Annotated in this window: 19 protein-coding genes; 17 read left to right on the forward strand and 2 right to left on the reverse strand. The window is 71.1% G+C overall.

Features of this window, described 5'->3' with window-relative positions; all coding sequences use genetic code 11:
- The first annotated feature begins 4 nt into the window (after window positions 1–4).
- From ABZS61_RS17535 to ABZS61_RS17560, 6 genes are read left to right on the forward strand one after another with little or no spacing between them, the layout of a single operon-like run.
- Window positions 5–2,776 carry a lantibiotic dehydratase gene (locus ABZS61_RS17535; protein ID WP_356421210.1) on the forward strand — a complete coding sequence of 924 codons (2,772 nt, stop codon included), beginning with the start codon at window positions 5–7 and terminating at the stop codon, window positions 2,774–2,776.
- The gene (locus ABZS61_RS17540; RefSeq protein WP_356421213.1) at window positions 2,764–3,906 is read left to right on the forward strand and encodes a lantibiotic dehydratase C-terminal domain-containing protein; all 1,143 of its coding nucleotides are present in this window, start codon (window positions 2,764–2,766) and stop codon (window positions 3,904–3,906) included. The genes ABZS61_RS17535 and ABZS61_RS17540 overlap by 13 nt, the downstream gene beginning before the upstream one ends.
- Entirely contained in the window at window positions 3,903–5,042 is a 1,140-nt protein-coding gene (locus tag ABZS61_RS17545) for a M50 family metallopeptidase (RefSeq protein ID WP_356421216.1), read from the forward strand. Before ABZS61_RS17540 ends, ABZS61_RS17545 begins: the two co-directional genes overlap by 4 nt.
- 44 nt (window positions 5,043–5,086) lie before the next feature.
- Window positions 5,087–6,064, forward strand: coding sequence for an ABC transporter ATP-binding protein (locus ABZS61_RS17550; protein ID WP_356421219.1), 978 nt, complete (start codon window positions 5,087–5,089; stop codon window positions 6,062–6,064).
- Window positions 6,061–6,816, forward strand: a complete 756-nt coding sequence (locus ABZS61_RS17555; RefSeq protein ID WP_356421222.1) for an ABC transporter permease — start codon at window positions 6,061–6,063, stop codon at window positions 6,814–6,816. The genes ABZS61_RS17550 and ABZS61_RS17555 overlap by 4 nt, the downstream gene beginning before the upstream one ends.
- Window positions 6,817–6,845: 29 nt before the next feature.
- A complete protein-coding gene (locus ABZS61_RS17560; protein WP_356421798.1) occupies window positions 6,846–8,768 on the forward strand; it encodes a TOMM precursor leader peptide-binding protein in 1,923 nt (640 codons plus the stop codon).
- 79 nt (window positions 8,769–8,847) lie between these two features.
- Here the strand turns inward: ABZS61_RS17560 and ABZS61_RS17565 are convergent, their stop codons facing one another.
- Window positions 8,848–9,018 carry a thiazolylpeptide-type bacteriocin gene (locus tag ABZS61_RS17565; protein WP_030757923.1) on the reverse strand — a complete coding sequence of 57 codons (171 nt, stop codon included), beginning with the start codon at window positions 9,016–9,018 and terminating at the stop codon, window positions 8,848–8,850.
- Between the two features lie 169 nt (window positions 9,019–9,187).
- Here ABZS61_RS17565 and ABZS61_RS17570 point away from each other — a divergent pair, with 169 nt between their 5' ends.
- From ABZS61_RS17570 to ABZS61_RS17615, 10 genes are all read left to right on the forward strand, one after another.
- Entirely contained in the window at window positions 9,188–10,441 is a 1,254-nt protein-coding gene (locus ABZS61_RS17570; protein WP_356421226.1) for an amidohydrolase, read from the forward strand.
- 295 nt (window positions 10,442–10,736) lie between these two features.
- Window positions 10,737–11,015 (forward strand): hypothetical protein, encoded by a 279-nt coding sequence (locus tag ABZS61_RS17575; protein WP_356421844.1) that lies wholly within the window; start codon window positions 10,737–10,739, stop codon window positions 11,013–11,015.
- 29 nt (window positions 11,016–11,044) lie between these two features.
- Window positions 11,045–11,611, forward strand: a complete 567-nt coding sequence (locus tag ABZS61_RS17580) for a Hint domain-containing protein (RefSeq protein WP_356421229.1) — start codon at window positions 11,045–11,047, stop codon at window positions 11,609–11,611.
- A gap of 98 nt (window positions 11,612–11,709) precedes the next feature.
- The gene (locus ABZS61_RS17585) at window positions 11,710–11,928 is read left to right on the forward strand and encodes a hypothetical protein (protein ID WP_356421232.1); all 219 of its coding nucleotides are present in this window, start codon (window positions 11,710–11,712) and stop codon (window positions 11,926–11,928) included.
- Complete coding sequence (locus tag ABZS61_RS17590) at window positions 11,925–12,344, forward strand: hypothetical protein (RefSeq protein ID WP_356421235.1); 420 nt, start codon at window positions 11,925–11,927, stop codon at window positions 12,342–12,344. The genes ABZS61_RS17585 and ABZS61_RS17590 overlap by 4 nt, the downstream gene beginning before the upstream one ends.
- Window positions 12,345–12,807: 463 nt before the next feature.
- Complete coding sequence (locus tag ABZS61_RS17595; protein ID WP_356421238.1) at window positions 12,808–14,817, forward strand: ATP-binding protein; 2,010 nt, start codon at window positions 12,808–12,810, stop codon at window positions 14,815–14,817.
- Window positions 14,814–15,248 carry a roadblock/LC7 domain-containing protein gene (locus tag ABZS61_RS17600; protein WP_356421241.1) on the forward strand — a complete coding sequence of 145 codons (435 nt, stop codon included), beginning with the start codon at window positions 14,814–14,816 and terminating at the stop codon, window positions 15,246–15,248. Before ABZS61_RS17595 ends, ABZS61_RS17600 begins: the two co-directional genes overlap by 4 nt.
- A 2-nt stretch (window positions 15,249–15,250) precedes the next feature.
- On the forward strand, window positions 15,251–15,622 hold the full coding sequence (locus tag ABZS61_RS17605) for a DUF742 domain-containing protein (RefSeq protein WP_356421801.1): 372 nt from the start codon (window positions 15,251–15,253) through the stop codon (window positions 15,620–15,622).
- Entirely contained in the window at window positions 15,600–16,220 is a 621-nt protein-coding gene (locus tag ABZS61_RS17610) for an ATP/GTP-binding protein (RefSeq protein ID WP_356421244.1), read from the forward strand. The genes ABZS61_RS17605 and ABZS61_RS17610 overlap by 23 nt, the downstream gene beginning before the upstream one ends.
- Window positions 16,217–16,798 (forward strand): GAF domain-containing protein, encoded by a 582-nt coding sequence (locus tag ABZS61_RS17615; protein WP_356421247.1) that lies wholly within the window; start codon window positions 16,217–16,219, stop codon window positions 16,796–16,798. The genes ABZS61_RS17610 and ABZS61_RS17615 overlap by 4 nt, the downstream gene beginning before the upstream one ends.
- Window positions 16,799–16,807: 9 nt before the next feature.
- On the opposite strand, the gene ABZS61_RS17620 is transcribed toward ABZS61_RS17615, so the two are convergent.
- A complete protein-coding gene (locus tag ABZS61_RS17620) occupies window positions 16,808–17,833 on the reverse strand; it encodes a LacI family DNA-binding transcriptional regulator (protein WP_356421250.1) in 1,026 nt (341 codons plus the stop codon).
- A gap of 243 nt (window positions 17,834–18,076) precedes the next feature.
- Here ABZS61_RS17620 and ABZS61_RS17625 point away from each other — a divergent pair, with 243 nt between their 5' ends.
- On the forward strand, window positions 18,077–18,940 hold the full coding sequence (locus ABZS61_RS17625) for an ABC transporter permease (protein WP_356421253.1): 864 nt from the start codon (window positions 18,077–18,079) through the stop codon (window positions 18,938–18,940).
- The last annotated feature ends 9 nt before the right edge of the window (window positions 18,941–18,949 follow it).

Raw genomic sequence — 18,949 nt, forward strand, 5'->3', positions numbered from 1 at the left:
CCTGATGACCCTCATGACGCCCGACACCGCCGCCCACGACACCACCCGATGGGAGCCCGGCAGGCGCTTCGTGCTCCGCGCCGCCGGTCTGCCCGTGGCTACGGTCCACGGGCTGCGCTGCCCCCGAACCCGGAGCTGGGCCGATGACCTCCTGGCCCAGGAGGAGTGCCTCGCCCGGGACGGCGCCGCGCTGAGCGACCTGCTGCACGGGCTGGTTCCGGCCGCCGACGCGGTGGACGGCGCGACCCGCCGGGCCCTGCTCGCCCTGCGCCGCCAGGTCTTCAACAACCGCCTGCCCGCCGACTCTCCGGCGGCCGTGCGCCTGGTCGCGGGCCTGGACGAGTCCGCCGGCGCAAGCACCTCGGCCTGGCTGGAAGGACGGGCCCGTTACGGCGGACTCCTGGACAAGGGGGCCGCGGTGCTGGCCGAGGAACTGGGCCTTGCACGAGCTGAGTTGCGTAGTGCACTGGCCCATGACCGGTTCCGTAAAGGGCTGTTGCTGGCCTCGCCCGCCCTGGACGCCCGGATCGACCGCTATCTGGGCGACACGAGTGCCCAACCAGGTGGCCGCATGCGGAAGATCGAGCGGTCCGCGCTCACCTACCTCTACCGCACCGCGTGCAAGACCAGTCCCTTCTCCACTCTCACCGCGGTGGCAGCCGGAACCTTCGACGGCGACCCGTCGGATGCCACCGCCGCCCTGCACGTCGGCGAGGAGTGGACCAGCCATGTCCGGCTCAACGTCGTCGCCCTGGGCAGGATCGCCGACCTGATCCTGGCCGACCCGGTGCGCCGCCAGGACCTGACCGTCGTCCTCTCCCCGGGCTGGGGCCGTGACGCGGACCGCGTCCGCTACGTGCGGCAGTGGGTGACGGCCGGGGACGACAGCGCGGCGGTGACCTTCGACGCCGTGCGCGACCGGCTGTTCTACCTGCGCACCAGCGGCACCCTGGAACGGCTGCTCGGCCTCTTCGACAGCCGCGACGAGCTCCGCCACCGGGATCTGGTCGACTGGCTCCAGGCCGAGCACGGCGCCGACCGCGCGGAGTGCGAGCGCTACGCCACCGCGCTGCTCCAGCTCGGCATGGTCCGGGCGCCGGGCCTGCGCACCGATGTACACAGCCCGGACCCGCTGCGCTCGTTCCAGCACGCCCTGCGAGGGCTGGGCGCCCCCTGGGCCGACACCGCCGCCGACGCCCTGGACGGCCCGGCCGGCTGCCTCGCGGCCTACCCGGCCGCCGACGTCCCTACCCGCCGAGCGCTGCTGCGCACCCTGCGCGCGGGGCTCCTCCAGGTGCAGAAGGAGTTGGGAGCCGCCGAACCAGCCCTGCCGCAGACGCTGTTGTACGAGGACGTGAGTGCGGGAGGCGACCTGGTCTGTCCGCCGGGCCTGCTGGCCGGGGAGACCGGGCGGGCCCTGAGGGCGGTCGAGGGCATCCTGCCCATGTTCGACATCACGCTGCCCCAGCGCATCACCCTGCGCGGCTTCTTCACGGCCCGCTACGGGCGCGGCGGACGCTGCGACGACCTGCTCGGGCTGGTGCACGACTTCCACGAGGACTTCTTCGACCAGTACATCTCGTTCACGTCCAAGCGCACCACCTTCGACCAGGACGGCACCTACGTCCCGGAGGAGAACTGGCTCGGACAGAGCGCCCTGCGGACCCTGGACGACACCCGCCGGAGCTTCGTGGCCGGTATGCGGGAGCTGTGGGAGACGGAAGGTTCGGCGGAGGAGATACAGCTGCCGGACGGCCTCCTCACCTCAGCCGCCGGTCAGCTCGCACCTCTGACCGGTGATTTCACCCCGCTGAGTCACCATATCCAGGTGTCCGGGCCCGTCCCCGGTCACCGGGGCGGCCCTCTGGTCGTCCTCAACCGCTCGTACGGCGGACTCGCCTTCCCCTTCAGCCGTTTCACCCACGTCTACGACGACACCGGTGACCCCTCCGAGCCCGGCCTCTCTGCCCGACTGAGGGGCGAACTGCGCGAACGCCAGCCCCGAGAAGCAGTGTTCGCGGAGGTGACGGGTGGTCAGATCACCAGCAATCTCAATCTGCACGGCCGCATGACGGACCACCAGATCGTCTGCCCCGGTGAGATCTCCACCGTCCCCGAATCCGCCCGGCTCAACCTGGACGACCTCTACCTCGTCCACGACGACGACGCCGACCGCCTGGTCCTCCGCTCGCGCCGACTGGACCGCGAGGTCATCCCCGTCTACCTCGGCTACCTCGTCCCGGTGGCCCTGCCGGAGATTCCCCGCACCCTGCTGCTCCTGTCGCCGAGCACCATGACGCCGGCCGACGTCTGGGGCGGCGTCCCTCAGGGCCCCTCCGTGGACGGCGTCACCCGCCGGCCGCGCGTGGCCCACGGCGACGTCGTGATCAGCCGCCGCAGCTGGACGGCGGACGCCGCCGTCCTCCCGGACCGCCGCCCCGAGGTGGACGAAGCGCAGTGGTACCTGGCCTGGCAGCGATGGCGCCGCGTCCACGGGCTGCCCGACCAGGTCTTCGCCACGGTCCAGGAGGCCGGTCGCCGCGCCCCCGGCGCGAAGCCCCTGTACGTGGACTTCGACAGCCCGCTGTCGCTGACCGCCTTCGACGCCCTGGTGGACCGGACACCGGGTGCCTCGGTGGTCCTGCGCGAGATGCTCCCCACCGAGGACGGACTGCACCTGACCTCCGCGCAGGGCCGTCACGTTGCCGAGCTGGCCGTGGAAACCTTCACCTCCCGCCCCTCCCGTACCGAGGACGGCCCCACATGCAGAAACTGATCTCGCCGAGCCCCGCCACCCCCGACCCGGCTCCCGCACCGCCGGGGGAGTGGATCGCGCTGCACGTCTTCTACGCCGCCAGCCCTCAGCCGATGCTGGTCAACTGCGTCCGCCCACTGGTGGACCGGCTGACAGCCGAAGGGCTGCTCACGGGCCACTTCTTCATCAACTACTGGCTCGAGGGCCCGCACGTCCGCCTCCGGCTGCGCCCCGCCGACGCCGGAGCCGCCCCCGAGGTGAAGCGCCGGGCGGAGGAGGCGCTCACCGAGTTCCTCCGCACCCGGCCCGCCCTGTACGAGGTGGACTCCGGCTTCCTGAAGGACTTCTACAACGAGCTTTTCGACATCGAGTTCCCCGGTGAGGACCGCGCCCGCTACATGGGCGAGGACGGCCGGATGAACCTGCGGCCGAACAACTCCTTCGCGTACGAGCCCTACGCCCCGGAGTACGCCAAGTACGGGGGCGCGGCCGGCGTCGAGCTCGCGGAATGGCACTTCCGGCACTCCAGCGACCTGGTCATCGAAACCTTCCGGACCATGAACCTGCACCTGCGGACCGTACTGCTCGGCACCTCCGCCCAGCTGATGATGGTGATGGCCGGCTGCTTCCTGCCCGAGGAGAACCGGCTCGCGGACTACCTGGACAGCTACTACGCCTTCTGGCACCGGGCCTTCCCCGGCACCGGCTTCATCGGCTCCGAGGAGTACGAGGCCACGTACGCGCGGATGGCGCCCCAACTGGGCCGCCGGTTCGCCGAGATACGGACGGCCGTCAGGAGCGGCGAACTGGGGCGGCTGCCGGGCTTCCTGCGCGGCTGGGCGGAGCACTGCCTCGAACTGCGCGGCCGCATCGAGGACCTGACCACCCGGGGCGAGCTGGTCTTCCCCGTCCGGGAAGGGCCCGCCCGGGAGGACGCCGGCCAGGAGCGAGCGGAACCCGCGGACGCGGCGCCGCTGGAGGCGGTCACCCACGTGCCGGCCGTGCTGCCCCGGCTGCTGTCCCCGTACATGCACATGACCAATAACCGGCTCCATGTGACGATCCGGGACGAGGCGTACCTCTCCTTCATGCTCGGTCAGGTACTGAGGGAGCCGGACCCGGCGGGCTCGCCGAAGGCGGCCGGCGCATGACCGCCACCCCCGACACCCCGGCCCCCGCGTCCGCCGCCGCCCGCGGTGCGGCCCGGGCCTACCGTCCCGCGCTGCGGGCCGGGGTCCGGATCGGCCCGTCCCTGCTGCGCGGCCCGCGCACCGTGCACCTCATCCGGCACCCCGCGACCGGCGCCGTGTCCGAGATCGGGCCCAAGGAGCACTTCGTCATCTGCCGGCTCGACGGCACCAGGACCCTGGACGACCTGGCCCCCGAGTACGCCGCCCGCTTCGGCCGCCGCCTCGCCGAGGAGAGCTGGAACCGACTCCTCGGGCTCCTCGGCACACGCGGCCTGCTGGACGGTGCGCCCGACCCGCCACCCCCTGCGCACGCCCCGCCCCGCCCCGGCACCTTCTGGCGCGGCACCCGCCGCATGGTCGCCGACGCCGACGCGACCACCGCGCGGCTGCACCTGACCCTGCGCCCCCTGCTGCACCGCGCGATACAGCTGCCGCTGCTGGCCTCCGCCCTCGCCCTGGTACTGGCCCTCGCCCTGCACCCGGGTGAACTCATCGGCGGCACAGCCGAGTTGATTCGGCAACCGGTCGCCCTGGCCGCCGTCGCGCTGTTCCTGTGGTTCAGCATCACTGTCCACGAACTGGCCCACGGCGTCGCCGCCCAGCACTACGGCGGCCATGTCGCCGAGATCGGGCTGCGCTGGCGATTCCCCGCCGCGATGCTGTACTGCACGGTCGACGACTACCTCTTCATCCCCGGCCGGCGCGCCAAACTCGTGATCGCCGGAGCGGGCGCGTACATCAACCTGGTGCTGCTGCTCCCCTTCGGGATCTGGTGGTACGCGCTGCCCGAGGACGACCCGGCCCGCCCGCTGCTCGCCGGGCTGCTGCTGCTCGGCAGCGTCCAGGCACTCAGCAACCTCGTCCCGCTGCCCCCGCTCGACGGCTACCGCATGCTCGGCCACCTCCTCGGCACCGCCCACCTGGCCCGCGAGACCCGGACCTATCTGGCGCTGCGCCGGACCGGCTCCGAGGCCACCGCCGCCTATCCCCGCCGTGCCCGGCTGGTCTACACCGCGTACGGCATCGGGTCGGCCTTCCTGCTCCTCCTCGCCGCGACCGGCACCTGCGCGGTGGTGTTCCTGCTGCTGCGCCGATGACCCGACCGTGCGACCGCCCTCGAACCGAAGGAACTACGCACCACATGAGTGAGGAACAGGCCATGCGACCCACACCCACCGCCGTCCACGTGCAGGGGGTCTCCAAGCGGTACGGGGACCGGCAGGCCGTCGACGACGTGTCCCTGGACATTCGCCGGGGCGAGTTCTTCGGCCTCCTCGGCCCCAACGGCGCCGGCAAGTCCACCCTGGTGGAGATCATGGAAGGGCTGCGCCACGCCGACACCGGTTCGGTCGCCCTCTTCGGCGAGTCCCCGTGGCCGCGCAACACCGCCCTGCTGCCCCGCATCGGCATCCAGACCCAGTCCTCCGCCTTCTTCGTCCGGCAGACCGCGCACGAGCACCTGCGTACCGTCGCCGCCCTCTACGGGGCCTCGCGGGCGGCGGCCGACGCCACCCTCGCCTCCGTGGGGCTCACCGGGCAGCGCGACGTCCAGGTGGAGAACCTCTCCGGAGGCCAGCGCCAGCGCCTCGCCATCGCCTCCGCCCTCGTCCACGGGCCCGAGCTGATCTTCCTGGACGAGCCGACCGCCGCTCTCGACCCGCAGGCGCGGCGCGACCTCTGGGACGTACTGCGCGGGCTGAAGGCGGAGGGCCGCACCATCGTCTACACCACGCACCACCTGGACGAGGCGGAGGAACTCTGCGACCGCATCGCCATCCTGGTGGACGGGCGGATCGCCGTGACCGACAGCCCGCACAGCCTCGTGGACGCCTCCCGTTCCCCGAGCCGGCTGCTGCTGCCGCTCGGCCGGCTGGACGAGCAGAAGGCGGTGGCCATCTCCGGCGTCGAACGGGTCACCGTCCAGGGGGGCTCCCTGGTCCTGGAGACCCACACCACCGGCCGGGTCCTCAGCGCTCTCGACCAACTCGTCGGCCTGGACGGGGTACAGACCCGCACCCCCAGCCTGGAGGACGTCTACCTCGACCTCACCGCCCGGCTCGCCCAGGACCCGAACCCCCGCCGCCCTACCGCCGAGACCACCACGGAGCACCAGCCATGAGCGCGTACGCCGCACTGACCGGAGCGGGCTACCGCGCCCAGGTCCGCGACAGGACGACTCTCTTCTTCACCTTCGCCTTCCCGCTCCTCTTCCTCGTCGTCTTCGGGCTGATCTTCCGGGGCCAGGCGGTCGAGCAGAGCGGCCTGTCATACATCTCGTACACCGCCGCCGGGGTGCTCTCCTGGGGTGTCGCCAACGCCGCTGTGTTCGGAATCGCGTTCACGCTGATGCAGTGGCGCTCCGACGACATCCTGCGGCTGATCCGGATGTCCCCGGCCCCGTTGTCCGCCGTGATCGGATCCCGCTACGTCATCGCCCTGGTGGTGGGCGTGGTGCAGTCCCTGTTGTTCATCGGGGTGGCCATGCTCCCGCTGTTCGGGCTGGAACCCGCCTCCGGGTGGCCGCTGCTGGTCCCGGTGATGACCCTCGGCATCACGACCTTCCTGCTGCTCGGCGTGATCATCGGCTCGTTCGCCGACACCCCCGAGTCGGTCGCGGCCGTCGCCAACTTCCTGATGCTGCCCATGGCGTTCCTGTCCGGTTCGTTCTTCCCGCTGGACGCCATGCCCACCTGGCTGCAGAAGGTCTCCCTGGTCATGCCGTTGCGCTACCTCAACGACGCGGTCTCCCACGCGCTCACAGGACGCGGCGACGGCTCCGACGTCGCGGTGGGCTGCGCCGGACTCGCCGTGTTCGCGCTCGTCTTCGGCGTGATCGCGGTCAGGACGTTCCGCTGGACGAGGACCTCGTGACCGCCCCCACGCGGCCGCGGCCGCATCCGATGGAGACGGCGCGGGGCGCGCTCCACAAGGCGCTCTCCGACCGCCTCGGCCAGGACGTCCCCGTCGTCCCGGTCGGCGCCACCGACGCCGCCGCCACGCTCGGCGGCCGGGGCGCCCCCGACCCCTGGGCGCACCTGAGGGCCGGGGCGCGCGTCCACCTCAGTGCCTCCGCCGTACTGATCGGCCCCTGGGGCGGCGACGGCACCGCCCCCGCCTGCGGGCGCTGCCTGGCCCTGCGCTGGCAGCGGCTGCGCAGCCGCTCGGAGCGCGACGCCCTGGAGACCGGAGGCCCGGACGGGCCCCGACCGACGGGCGCCTGGCCGCTGTTCACCGGCCATGTGTACGACACCGTCGCCGCCCTGTGCACCGCGCTGCTCCATGACGACCCTGCCGCCGCACCTCCCGCCACCGACCCGGCCGACCAGGCACTTCCCCAGGTCTCCCGACTCGACCTGATGACCCTTCAGGTAAGGACGTACCCTCTCCTCGCGGACCCCCTCTGCCCGGACTGCGCACCGCCGGGCACCCCGGCGCGGCCCCGCCCGCTCACCCTGGAGACTCGCCCCAAGCCCGACCCCGGCACCTACCGCCTGCGAGCCGCCTCCTCGTACCCGATCCCCACGGGCGCCCTCGCCAACCCGGTCTGCGGCGCCCTCGGCGGCGGTACCTGGCTGAACGTCACCTCACCGACCACAGCACCGGTCGCCGGCAGTGTCTTCGTACGCGGATACGCGGGGCTCAACGACGTCACCTGGAGCGGTCAGGAGAACGCCTTCGCCACGAGCCGAACGCTGGCCTTCCTGGAGGGCCTGGAGCGCTACGCCGGAACCCACCGGCGGGGCCGCACCACTCCGGTCACCGGCTCCTGGAACGACCTCAAGGCCGATGCCGTGGACCCCGCCACCTGCGGTTTCTACGCCCCGAACACCTATCGCGACGACCCCATGGTCGACCCCTTCGACCCGGACCGGGCCATCCCATGGGAGTGGGGCTGGTCCCTGCGCGACGACCGACCGCTCCTGGTGCCCTCCCGCCTCGTCTACTACAGCGCCGGGCTGGCCGCGGACAACTTCGTCTTCGAGTGCTCCAACGGCTGTGCCATCGGCGGCTGCCTGGAGGAGGCGGTCCTCGGCGGTCTCCTGGAACTCGTCGAACGCGACGCCTTCCTGAACGCCTGGTACGGCAACGCCCGCCTGACCGAGATCGACCTGGCGACGGTGGGCGGCCCCACCGCCGCCGCCATGGCGGAACGGGCCGCGCTGCAGGGCTACGACGTCCACGTCCTGGACAACCGCGTCGACCTGGCGATCCCGGTCGCCACCGCCGTCGCCGTACGCCGCGACGGCGGCCCCGGCACCCTGTCGTTCGCCGCGGCAGCATCGCTGGACCCCCGGTCCGCCGTGGAGGGCGCCCTCTCGGAAGTCCTCACCTACATCCCGCACCTGGCCCGGCAGACCGAGGAGCGCCGTGCCGAACTGGAGGCCATGGCCGACGACTTCCACCGGGTCCGACACCTCAAGGACCACGCCCAGCTGTACGGGCTGCCCAGGATGGCCGCCCACGCCCGCAGCTATCTGGCACCCCTCGCGGTACGCCCCTTCGACGAGGTCTACCGGCGGTGGGAAGACTCGCAGCGCCCGCGCACGGGGGACCTCAGCGACGACGTACGAGCGGTCGTCGGCGAACTGACAGCGGCCGGCCACGACGTGATCGCGGTCGACCAGACCACCCCGGAGCAGGCACGCATGGGCCTGCGCACCGTCAGCACCCTGGTGCCCGGCCTCCTGCCGATCGACTTCGGCTGGAACCGTCAGCGGGCCCCGCTGATGCCCCGGCTGCGCACGGCGCTGCGGCGCGGCGGCCACCGCACGACGGACCTCGCGGACGCCGAGATCCGGATGGTGCCGCACCCTTTCCCGTAACGCCGCGCGACCACAAGGACGCCCGGTATCCGTCGAGCGAACGGATACCGGGCGTGCCCTGTGACCGGGCTGACGTCGATCAGGCGGAGCAGGAGGTGGTGCTGGTGGTGGAGCTGCACGTCGAGGTCGAGCTGGTGCTGGTGGAACCGGCCAGCACGACCTCACTGGCGTCCGAGTAGTCGGAGATCTCGAAGGTCTCGGCCTCGAGCTCCAGGATCTCGTCGGCGAGGGTGCTCAGGTCCTTGTTCATGGGTGTCTCCTCCGGATCGGGGGCCCACCGAGGTGGGGAAGGCCGCCTGCGTGGGGTGTACGGCCCCATTCCACCGCCGACCGCTCACCGTTCGGCATGCCCCGCGCTCACACATCGCTGGCACGCGGCGCCAGCGGGCCGCCACCCAACTCCCTCACGGAGGAATCCTGTGACTCCGCACCACCCCGCCCTCGCCCACTCCGACCTGGCGGTACGGCCGGCGCTCACCCTCTACCTGGACGTCCACCGGACCCCGGAGGTCTCCGGTGAGGAGAGCCGCACGGCCGCCCTGTTCGCGGACCGGCTCGCCGCCACCGGGTTCGAGGTCGCTCGAGGCATCGGAGGCCACGGCGTGGCCGGCGTCCTGCGCAACGGCGACGGTCCCCGCGTATACCTGCGCACCGAGCTGGACGCACTGCCGCTGACGGAGCGCACAGGCCTGCCGTACGCCAGCGGGAACGGCGCCATGCACGCCTGTGGCCACGACCTGCATCTTGCCGCGGCCACGGGCGCGGCCGACCTGCTGGCCCGCACCCCAGACCACTGGCGTGGCACCTTGGTCGTGGTCGGCCAGCCGGCCGAGGAGACGCTGACGGGGGCCCGCGCGATGCTGGCGGACGGCCTGTACGAGCGCTGCGGCCGCCCGGACGCCGTACTCGCCCAGCACGCGGCGCCGCTGCCCGTCGGAATGATCGCCCACGGCGGCCCGCACACCCCGATGGCCGCCGCGAGCGCAGCCCTGAGTGTGATCCTGCACGGACGCGGTGGCCACGCCGCGACCCCGCACCTCACGGTGGACCCGGTGGTCACGGCGGCAGCCGTCATCAGCCGCCTCCAGACGATCGCCTCCCGCGAGACGGCCCCTGCGGACCAACTCACCCTCACCGTCGGCACGGTGAAGGCAGGCGCGGCGGTCAACGTCGTCCCGGACACCGTGGAACTCGGCATCGGCCTGCGCGCCCTCACCGACGAGACCCTGGACCGGGCGCTTGCGGCGCTGGACCGCATCGTCCGGGCCGAGTGCGCGGCCTCCGCCTGCCCGCGTGACCCGGACCTGACGACGCTGTCCCGCTCCGCGGCGCTCCGGGTCGACCCGTACACGACGGAGGCGATCCGGTCCGCGCACACGGCCTTGTACGGCCCGGAACGGGTCACGACCTGGCCCGCGTCGATGGCGGCCGAGGACTTCCCGCTCTACGGCGACGCGGGCCTCGCCGTTCACGGCGAACCCGGAATCCGCCTGGCCTACTGGATGCTGGGCACGACGGGCCGCAGACAGTGGGAGGCCTCACCGGCCCAGATCCCCCCGAACCACTCCTCGCACTACGCCCCGGACGTCCGCACGGCGCTCCCGGCGGCGATCACGGCGCTGACGGCGGCGGCACTGAACCGGCTGGGCGATGTGTCGCGCCTCCGTCGTTGACGGGCGGCCATCACATCGGCCTCTTGACCCGAGATGCGCTGGGTTCAGGCTCGTCGGCGGTGTCGCAGGCATCTGCGGGCACATCTGGACCTCCGGGGCGGCAAGCCGCACGGTGCGCTGCGGCCGATCCACCGGGGCACCTCCAACCTCGCTCCGCACCCGTCGTCGGAGCCCGGGGAGTGGATGCAGGACGTGCCGACGAGGTCGGGCAGGGGTGGCGTTCCCTCGTACCGTTCCGTCGGCGTGCCGTACGAGGGTCCGGTTGCCACGCGCCACCAGCGCCGTGCAAGAACACATGTCCGACATCAACTCGGTGATCTTTGTCGCGGCATGCTTCGCGGTCGACCGGGGGCTGCCAGTAGTTCAAGCGGGTCGGCTTGACCGCCATCATCTCCGCCACCTGGGCGGCGGGCAGGACGCGGTCGAAGACACGGACCTCGGCGAGGTCACCGGAGCGCTTCAGGACTGCGCGTCGAATCCATCGGTGGGCACGTGCCTCAAGGCCGCGGTGGAAGTCGGATCCCTCTTCGTCGGATCAGCGCTGAAGGCACTGTTTACAAGGCTCTCACGCTGATCGACGACCTCTACGACTCGATCAACCGCATGCGCAAGGCCGAGAAGAGGTTGGACAAGGCAAGGGACGCGCTGGAGAAATCCAAGAAGGCGAAGGCGAGGGAGAGAAAGAAAAAGAAGGACAGGGACTCGTGTGAGAACCACAGCTTCCTGCCCGGCGCGAAAGTCCTGATGGCCGATGGATCTACGAAGGAGATCAAGAAAGTCGCCCTCGGGGACAAAGTCACTGTCACCGATCCGGGCACCAGGAAGAACTCGGCACGCGAGGTCGTCCGCACCATCGTCACGGAGGACGACAAGCACTTCGTGCAGCCGACGGTCGCCACCGCCGACGGGCCGTCCAGACTCACCACGACGGTGACCCATCCCTTCTGGGTCGATTCCGAGCAGCGGTGGGTCGACGCCGGTGACATGCGCGCCGGCATGGAGCTGCTCACTCCCGCGGGCGACAGAGTCCAGCTGACGGGGCAGCGCTTCTTCGACGAGCGGCAGCACACCCACGACCTCACCATCGCCGGCGTGCACGCCTACTACGTGGCCGCGGGTACTACTCCCGTCCTCGTGCACAACTGCGACGACATCGCGTTGGGCAAGTAGACCGTCGGCGGCGACGATTCGGCTCTGGACATCTTCGCCATGGAGCGGGGGCCACCACCTACAAGGAATGGGACGACAGTTCCTGGTGGTACGAGCACGTGAAGAAGTTCCTCAAGGACGGCAAGACGAACATCCACGTCAACCTCGACGGGATCGAGGATCCCGTCGCGTATGCCAAACTGGGCAGTTCGCTCAAACCGACGCCCGAGATGCAGGGGGCGACACGGTGGGAGATGTACCAGCTCAGCAAGTCGTCCGGTGCATGGAGCAGGGTGACCTGGTACCGCAAGGGGAAAAAAGGTGGGGAACCCGTTTGAGTGAGGCACAGGATTCCGGGAAGAACGTCCTCTGGTCGAGTCCGCTGACCTTCCAGCTGTGGCTCTACGGTATCGGGCACTCCCAACTGCTCATCCGTAGCCTGTCGGGCCAGGGTCGGGACACGGAACCGATCGGTCTCCGGTTCGAGGCGGTGGAGCGGATGAACATCGGGCGCACGTTTCGTGGTCTCAGCCTGGAGTCGGCCGACGACGCGCTTCTGGCGGAGATCGCGGCCACGGGCTACCTCCGGCCGCGGCCGAATCCGCTGCTGGCGCTCGCGCTGCGCAGCGAGGACGCCGTGAGCTGGGTCGTCTGCTCGAAGGTGGCGGTCGGGGTGTCCGAATTCGTCGACGGGCAAGCCGGATTCTCCCTCGAACCGGTCCATTTCGCTGCGCGAGCGAGGAGACCGGACTGACCTGATCGACCGAACATCACCCCTGAGGACCGCCTTTTGCGAGGCGGTCCTCTTTGGTTTTTCCTGCCGTCACAGCATCGACGCCTCGGATGCCGAAGAGCGGGCCCTCGGCTGGATCGTCCCCTGCGGGCCGGGCCACGGAATTCGAGGAGTGGCAGGCGCACGGTTCTGGCGCCATTCCCTCCGTGGCGTGTCAGTTCGACTGCGGCATGACCGGTCGGAAACGGGGCCAGGCGTATTCGGCCATCCATGCGAACCCTCATACCAGAGCGGGACGGATGGTGGGCAAGTTCGACAACTGCGCGGCGGGCTCGGGCAATACGCGACTACCGTGTGTTGCCGGTGATCAACGGTGGGCTCATATCTTTCGAGCCTGTCCAGCCGTTGACCCAGGCCTGCCCGACCACCGTAGGTGTCACCACACGAATACCGATTCCTGGTGCCCCACGTACCGAGGACGATGATGTCTCAACTTCGCGCACCCACCGCGCGACCGGAACGCCGCGAGGGCGGACGGCACGGCCGTCCGGGTGGCCGTTCGGGTAGCCGATCGCACTCGGCCGCGAGCAGGCCGCGCGCCGCGCAGCCCGCCCCCGACCGGATGCGCCCACAGCTGCTGCGTACGGCCGTGCTGCCGGCCGTCGCGGCCGTGCTGAGCGGGGCCGCGGCCGTCATCTTCACCATCCGCGCCTCCGGTGTGCGCCCCACCGGCAGCCTGCTGGCGGCGCTCGGCGGATCCGGGGCGCTGGCCGTCGCCGCCGTGGCGGCGGCCTTCCTGGGCGCGAACCGTGTCGTCACCGGCGTCGTCGACCGCTGCCTCGCACTCCGGCGCGCCAGCGCGCAGAGCGATGCCGATCTGCAACGGCTCGTGGAGCAGCTACGCAACGGCGACCCCGTGCCCGCCCGGCGGACCCCGCCGCCCGCCGCCCCCGATGCCGACGCCTTCGACCTGCTCGCCCAGGAACTGGGCCGCTCGCAGGACGGGGCCGTCGCGGCCGTCGTCCAGGCGTCCCAGCTCTTCAACAGCACCGGGGACGAACAGAAGGTCGAGGTCTTCGTCAACCTGGCCAGACGGCTGCAGTCCCTCGTGCACCGCGAGATCCAGATCCTCGACGAGCTCGAACACGAGGTCGAGGACCCCGACCTGCTCAAGGGCCTCTTCCACGTCGACCACCTGGCCACCCGCATCCGTAGGCACGCCGAGAACCTCGCGGTGCTCGGCGGCGCCGTCTCCCGGCGGCAGTGGAGCAATCCGGTGACCATGACCGAGGTCCTGCGCTCGGCGATCGCGGAGGTCGAGCAGTACCCACGGGTCAAACTGGTGCCGCCCATCGACGGCACCCTGCGCGGACACGCTGTCGCCGACGTGATCCACCTGCTGGCCGAACTCGTGGAGAACGCCACCGTGTTCTCCGCCCCGCACACCCAGGTGCTGCTCCGCGCCCAGCGCGTCACCGCGGGGCTCGCCCTGGAGGTCGAGGACCGCGGGCTGGGCATGCCGGGCCCCGAGCAGAAGCGGATGAACGCACTGCTCGCCGACCCCGACCAGGTCAACGTCGCCCACCTGCTCCAGGACGGCCGGATCGGGCTGTTCGTCGTCGCGTCCCTGGCCCGCAGACACGGAATCGCCGTACGGCTGCAGAGCAACATCTACGGCGGCACCCAGGCGGTACTCGTGCTGCCGCAGGTACTCCTGGGCATCGACGACGAGACCGCGGCGCGGGCAGGCGCCGCGCCGGTTCCGCCGCTCGGAGCCGTACACCGGCCCCCCGCCCAGGATGCGGCCCCCCTGCCCTCCGCAGCCTCCCAGCCCCCGCTGCCGCAAGCCGCCCAGGACCCACCGCGGCTGGACCAGCCGCCCCGGCAGACACGGCGCCCGGGTGAGGGACCGCCGCTGCCGCTCCGTGCCGAGCGTGTCGACGGTCCGAATCCTGCCGCGACCCCGCCCGTCACGGGCATGCTCCGCGACAACGATGCCGCAGCGGCACCGTACCGGGACGGTAGGGCACCGGTGACGGGTGCCGCCGGTGGCCCCGATGCCGTCGGCGATGCCCCGGGCCGTCCCCAGCTCCCCAGGCGCAGCAACCAGGAGCACCTGGTACCGCAACTGAGGGAAGCCCCCGTCCCTCGTACCGAGGACGAGGACGCCCTGCACGACCCGGGCCTGATGGCCGCCTTCCGGCGGGGGGTCGACCTTGCCGAGGCACAGTCGGCCGAGGACCCGGAACCCGCACCCTCCTACGACCCCGCCGACGGCTCCCCGCAGCGTGCGACGCCGGACACCCGGCCCGTGACGACGCCAGGCCACTTCCCCTCCGTCGGTGCGCAGCGGACCCACGCCCCGGCCCCGCTGCCGGTCCGCGGCCTCACGGCGGCGCAGGCCGGTGCGGAGCCGCCCGGGGAGGACTTCCTCGGGCTCCGGCTGCCCGAATCGGATCCACGAACCGAGAACACCTTCAAGGAGTCACCATGACGACCGATATGCCGTCCGGTCAGGTCTCGGACCTCGACTGGCTGCTGAGCGGGCTGGTCCAGCGCGTGCCGTACACGCGCAGCGCGGTCCTGCTCTCGGCCGATGGCCTGGTGAAATCCGTCCACGGCATGGACGCCGACAGCGCCGACCACATGGCGGCTCTGGCCGCGGGTCTGTACTCCCTCGGCCGCAGCGCCGGCGCCCGGTTCGGTGACAACGGCGATGTGCGGCAGGTCGTGGTCGAGCTCGACTCGACGCTCCTGTTCGTCTCGACCGCCGGATCCGGTACCTGTCTCGCCGTCCTCTCCGGCCGTGAGGCGGATGCCGCAGTGCTCGGCTACGAGATGGCCATGCTGGTCAAGAGCGTCCGCCCGTACCTGACGACCCCGCTCCGGCAACCCGCCGGAGCACCGTTCACCCCGGGGCTGTGAGCGTGCCGGCCCCGCAGGACGGGCCGTTGCTCGACGACGCGGCCGGCCGGCTCATCCGCCCGTACACCGTGAGCAACGGCCGCACCCGGCCGACCACCGTGCTCGATCTGCTCTCCCTGGTGATGGCGACGGGGAGCGAGCCGCAGGTGCACCTCGGCCCCGAGCACACGGTGGCGCTGGAGCTGTGCGGCGGCCCGACCTCCGTGGCCGAGATCGCCGCGCATCTCCGGCTGCCCGCCGTCATCACCAAGGTGCTCCTGTCCGACCTGGTCGACTGCGGCGCGGTCACCGCGCACGCCCCCGCATTCCATGACATTCCCACCGACCGATCTCTGCTGGAGGCAGTGCTCGATGGTCTACGACGACAGCTCTGACAGCACCCAAGGCTCCGAATGCTTTCCCGTGGCCCTCAAGGTCCTGGTCGCGGGGGGATTCGGCGTCGGCAAAACGACGTTCGTGGGCGCCGTCAGCGAGATCGCGCCGCTGAGCACCGAGGAGTTGCTGACCCAGGTCAGTGTGGGGACCGACAACCTCGAGGGCATCGAGTCCAAGACGGCCACCACCGTGGCCATGGACTTCGGCCGGATCACGCTGTCCGACCAGCATGTGCTCTACCTCTTCGGCACGCCCGGCCAGGAGCGGTTCTGGTTCATGTGGGACGAACTCTCCAAGGGTGCGCTGGGAGCTGTCGTGCTGGCCGACACACGCCGGCTCGCGGAGTGCTTCGCGGCCGTCGACTTCTTCGAGCGGCGGGGCATCGGATTCGTCGTCGCGGTCAACGAGTTCGACGGCGCCTACCGCTACGAACCCGACGAGGTGCGGTCCGCCCTCGACCTCGGACCCGAGGTACCGGTCGTGCTCTGCGACGCCAGGATCGCCAGCTCGGGCACGGGGGCACTCGTCACCCTGGTCCAGCACCTCATCAACGCGACCGCCCCGGCGCCGCTGTCCGGCTTCGGCGCCCGTACGTGATCCCTTACGGGACGGAACGCCCCCTGCTCACACCGGTCGACCGGGACGGGCCCGCCCGGGGCGCGCGGCTGCGCAGGCTCGGGCTGGGGGAGCGCACCGACACGTCGTTCGACAGCTTCGACGCCTTCGCCGACAGGGTGGCCGAAGTGACCGCCGCACCGTTCTCGATGGTCAACTTCATCGATGAGAACCAGCAGTTCTTCGCCGGGCTGCACACCCCGGCCGGCACCCGCAAGGGGTCCGGCCTCGGGGTGGCCGCGGCGAGCAGCGGCCGCGGGATCCGTCATCTCGCCAGGGACCACGGCTACTGCCCGCATGTCCTCGTGCGGCGCAAGGCCCTTGTGCTGGAGGACGTCTGCGACTACCCGCGCTTCGCGGGCAATCCGGTCGTCGACGACATGGGAATCCGCTCCTACCTCGGAGCTCCGCTGATCGACAGCACAGGTGTGGCGCTCGGTACGGTCTGCGCCGTCGACACCGTGCCGCGCCCCTGGGGTCGGGCGGGGCTGGACACCATCAAGCTGCTGGCGCGCGAACTCGTCGGGCAGATCGACCGCCGGAACGGGCACCGCGGCTGAACCGGCCGGTCATCCCGCCGGCGGCCTGCCCGTGCTGGCACGCAGGACGACCTCGCCCTCGATGCGGACCACCCGCGAACGGTGCTGCTTGCCCCCCGGTTCCCGCAGCGCCAGCGCGATCACGGTCTCACCCATCGCGGTGAGCGGCAGGGCCACCGTCGTGAGCGGCGGCGACAGTTCCCGTACGAGAGGGATGTCGTCGAATCCGGCCAGCGACACATCACCCGGTACCTCCAGCCCTTCCTCCCGGAGTGCGGCCAGGGCGCCGACAGCCATCACGTCGGTCACGGCGAACACACACGTCGGCCTGGGCCCCTCGCGGGCGAGCAGCCGGCGCGCCGCCTGATGACCGCCCTCCCGGGTGAACGCGCCCTCCACGACCACATCGAGGGCGATACCCGCCTCCGCGAGCCCTTCCCGGAACCCCCCGAGCCGGTCGGAGACCGTCGTCAGCGACACAGGTCCGGTGAGCACGGCGAACCTCCGGTGCCCGAGAGCCACCAGCGACCGTGCGAGCGCTGCAGCACCGGCGCGGTTCTCCGGCTGCACGGTGTCCACCCGCAGGCTGCGGTGCCGGCTGACCACGGCGACCCGGCCGCCGACGCGCACGTACGGTGCCAGCTCGGCCTCCATGGCGCGCTCCCACGCCCGGTCCTGGAAGCCGGAGCCGATGAGCAGGATCGCCCGGGCCCGCTGGGCCCGGAGCATGGACACGTACGCGATCTCCCTCGACGGCTCGCGGAAGGTGGAGGCCAGCATCACCAGCAGGTCCTGTTCGGCCGCCGCCCGCATCACACCGCTGGCCACCCCCGCGAAGTACGGGTCGCTGACGTCATGACAGATGACGCCCACCGTACGGTTGCTGCCCGCGCCGGCCAGGACCTGGGCGTGGGCGTTCGGGATGTAGCCGAGCCTGCCCGCCGCGGAGCGCACCCGCTCCCGCAGGTCGTCGCGGACCCGGGTGGTGCCGTTGAGCGCTCGCGACGCGGTGGCGAGCGAGACCCCGGCCTCGCGGGCCACGGCGTCGAGGGTCACATGCGTCGTCCTCACGCGGTCCGGCGGAAGCGGCCGGTCCGGTGCTTCCCGTTCACTCAACTCGACCCCCGAGGGTGCGGTGGTGGCAGAGCCCCGAACTTCGGGACGACCTATTGACCCTGCGTGTGATGAGTCATTAGCGTGGCCGGACCTTACCAGAAAGCGCTTTCTGAAAGCGCCTTCCCGGACGCCCGAATATTCCCCGGCCATCCACAACTTGCCCACAAATGCAGGGAGTTCGTAGTGAGCCAGAGCGCCGTGGCCAAGAGCCCCGCAGAAGTTGCGGGAGTAACCCGGCGGGCGGGCCCCTCCGTGGGGGAGCGGCTCGCCCGCGCGGCCGAGCAGAGCTGGCGTCCTGTCGCGCTGCTGCTGGCGTGCTTCGCCGTCTGGTGGGTGATCGCGGCGGCCGAGCTCGTGGAGCCGTATCTCGTACCGTCACCCGGTGCGACGCTGGACGTGCTGACCGGCAAGACGAGTTATCTCTGGCAGCACACCTGGGTGACCACCTACGAAACGCTGCTCGGCTTCCTCATCGCGGCGGCTGTCGGCGTACTGGCGGCCGTGATCATGGTCTACTCGTCGACCGTCGAGCGGACGCTCTACCCGATCCTGCTCTTCGCGCAGGTCGTCCCCAAGATCGCGATCGCCCCTCTGTTCGTCGTCTGGCTCGGATTCGGTATCGCGCCGAAGATCCTCATCGCTGTCCTCATCGCGTTCTTCCCCGTGGTGATCTCGATGGTCACCGGCCTCAAGGCGGTCGACCCGGAGATGCTCCAGCTGTCGGCGACCATGGGGGCGAAACCCTGGCAGACCTTCGTGAAGATCCGCTTCCCGGCCTCGTTGCCCCACCTCTTCTCGGGGCTCAAGGTCGCGGTCACGCTGGCTGTGACCGGCGCGGTCGTCGGCGAGTTCGTCGGCGCCAACGAAGGACTCGGCTACGTGATTCTCCAGGCCAACGGCAATCTCGACACACCGATGCTGTTCGCCGGGCTGCTCGTGATGTCCCTGATCGGCGTCGTCCTCTTCGTCGCCGTCGAGATCGCCGAGAAGCTCCTGCTCCCCTGGCACGCCAGCCGCAGGGAAACCTCCGCCACCACCTCGTACTGACCTCGTCGT

It is taken from the genome of Streptomyces sp. NPDC005566, assembly GCF_040605575.1.
Classification (GTDB): Bacteria; Actinomycetota; Actinomycetes; order Streptomycetales; family Streptomycetaceae; genus Streptomyces.

Coding starts and splice junctions, on each gene's coding strand:
- ABZS61_RS17535 (WP_356421210.1), top strand. CDS start 5: ATGACCCTCATGACGCCCGACACCGCCGCCCACGACACCACCCGATGG.
- ABZS61_RS17540 (WP_356421213.1), top strand. CDS start 2,764: ATGCAGAAACTGATCTCGCCGAGCCCCGCCACCCCCGACCCGGCTCCC.
- ABZS61_RS17545 (WP_356421216.1), top strand. CDS start 3,903: ATGACCGCCACCCCCGACACCCCGGCCCCCGCGTCCGCCGCCGCCCGC.
- ABZS61_RS17550 (WP_356421219.1), top strand. CDS start 5,087: ATGAGTGAGGAACAGGCCATGCGACCCACACCCACCGCCGTCCACGTG.
- ABZS61_RS17555 (WP_356421222.1), top strand. CDS start 6,061: ATGAGCGCGTACGCCGCACTGACCGGAGCGGGCTACCGCGCCCAGGTC.
- ABZS61_RS17560 (WP_356421798.1), top strand. CDS start 6,846: ATGGAGACGGCGCGGGGCGCGCTCCACAAGGCGCTCTCCGACCGCCTC.
- ABZS61_RS17565 (WP_030757923.1), bottom strand. CDS start 9,018: ATGAACAAGGACCTGAGCACCCTCGCCGACGAGATCCTGGAGCTCGAG.
- ABZS61_RS17575 (WP_356421844.1), top strand. CDS start 10,737: ATGTCCGACATCAACTCGGTGATCTTTGTCGCGGCATGCTTCGCGGTC.
- ABZS61_RS17580 (WP_356421229.1), top strand. CDS start 11,045: ATGCGCAAGGCCGAGAAGAGGTTGGACAAGGCAAGGGACGCGCTGGAG.
- ABZS61_RS17595 (WP_356421238.1), top strand. CDS start 12,808: ATGTCTCAACTTCGCGCACCCACCGCGCGACCGGAACGCCGCGAGGGC.
- ABZS61_RS17600 (WP_356421241.1), top strand. CDS start 14,814: ATGACGACCGATATGCCGTCCGGTCAGGTCTCGGACCTCGACTGGCTG.
- ABZS61_RS17610 (WP_356421244.1), top strand. CDS start 15,600: ATGGTCTACGACGACAGCTCTGACAGCACCCAAGGCTCCGAATGCTTT.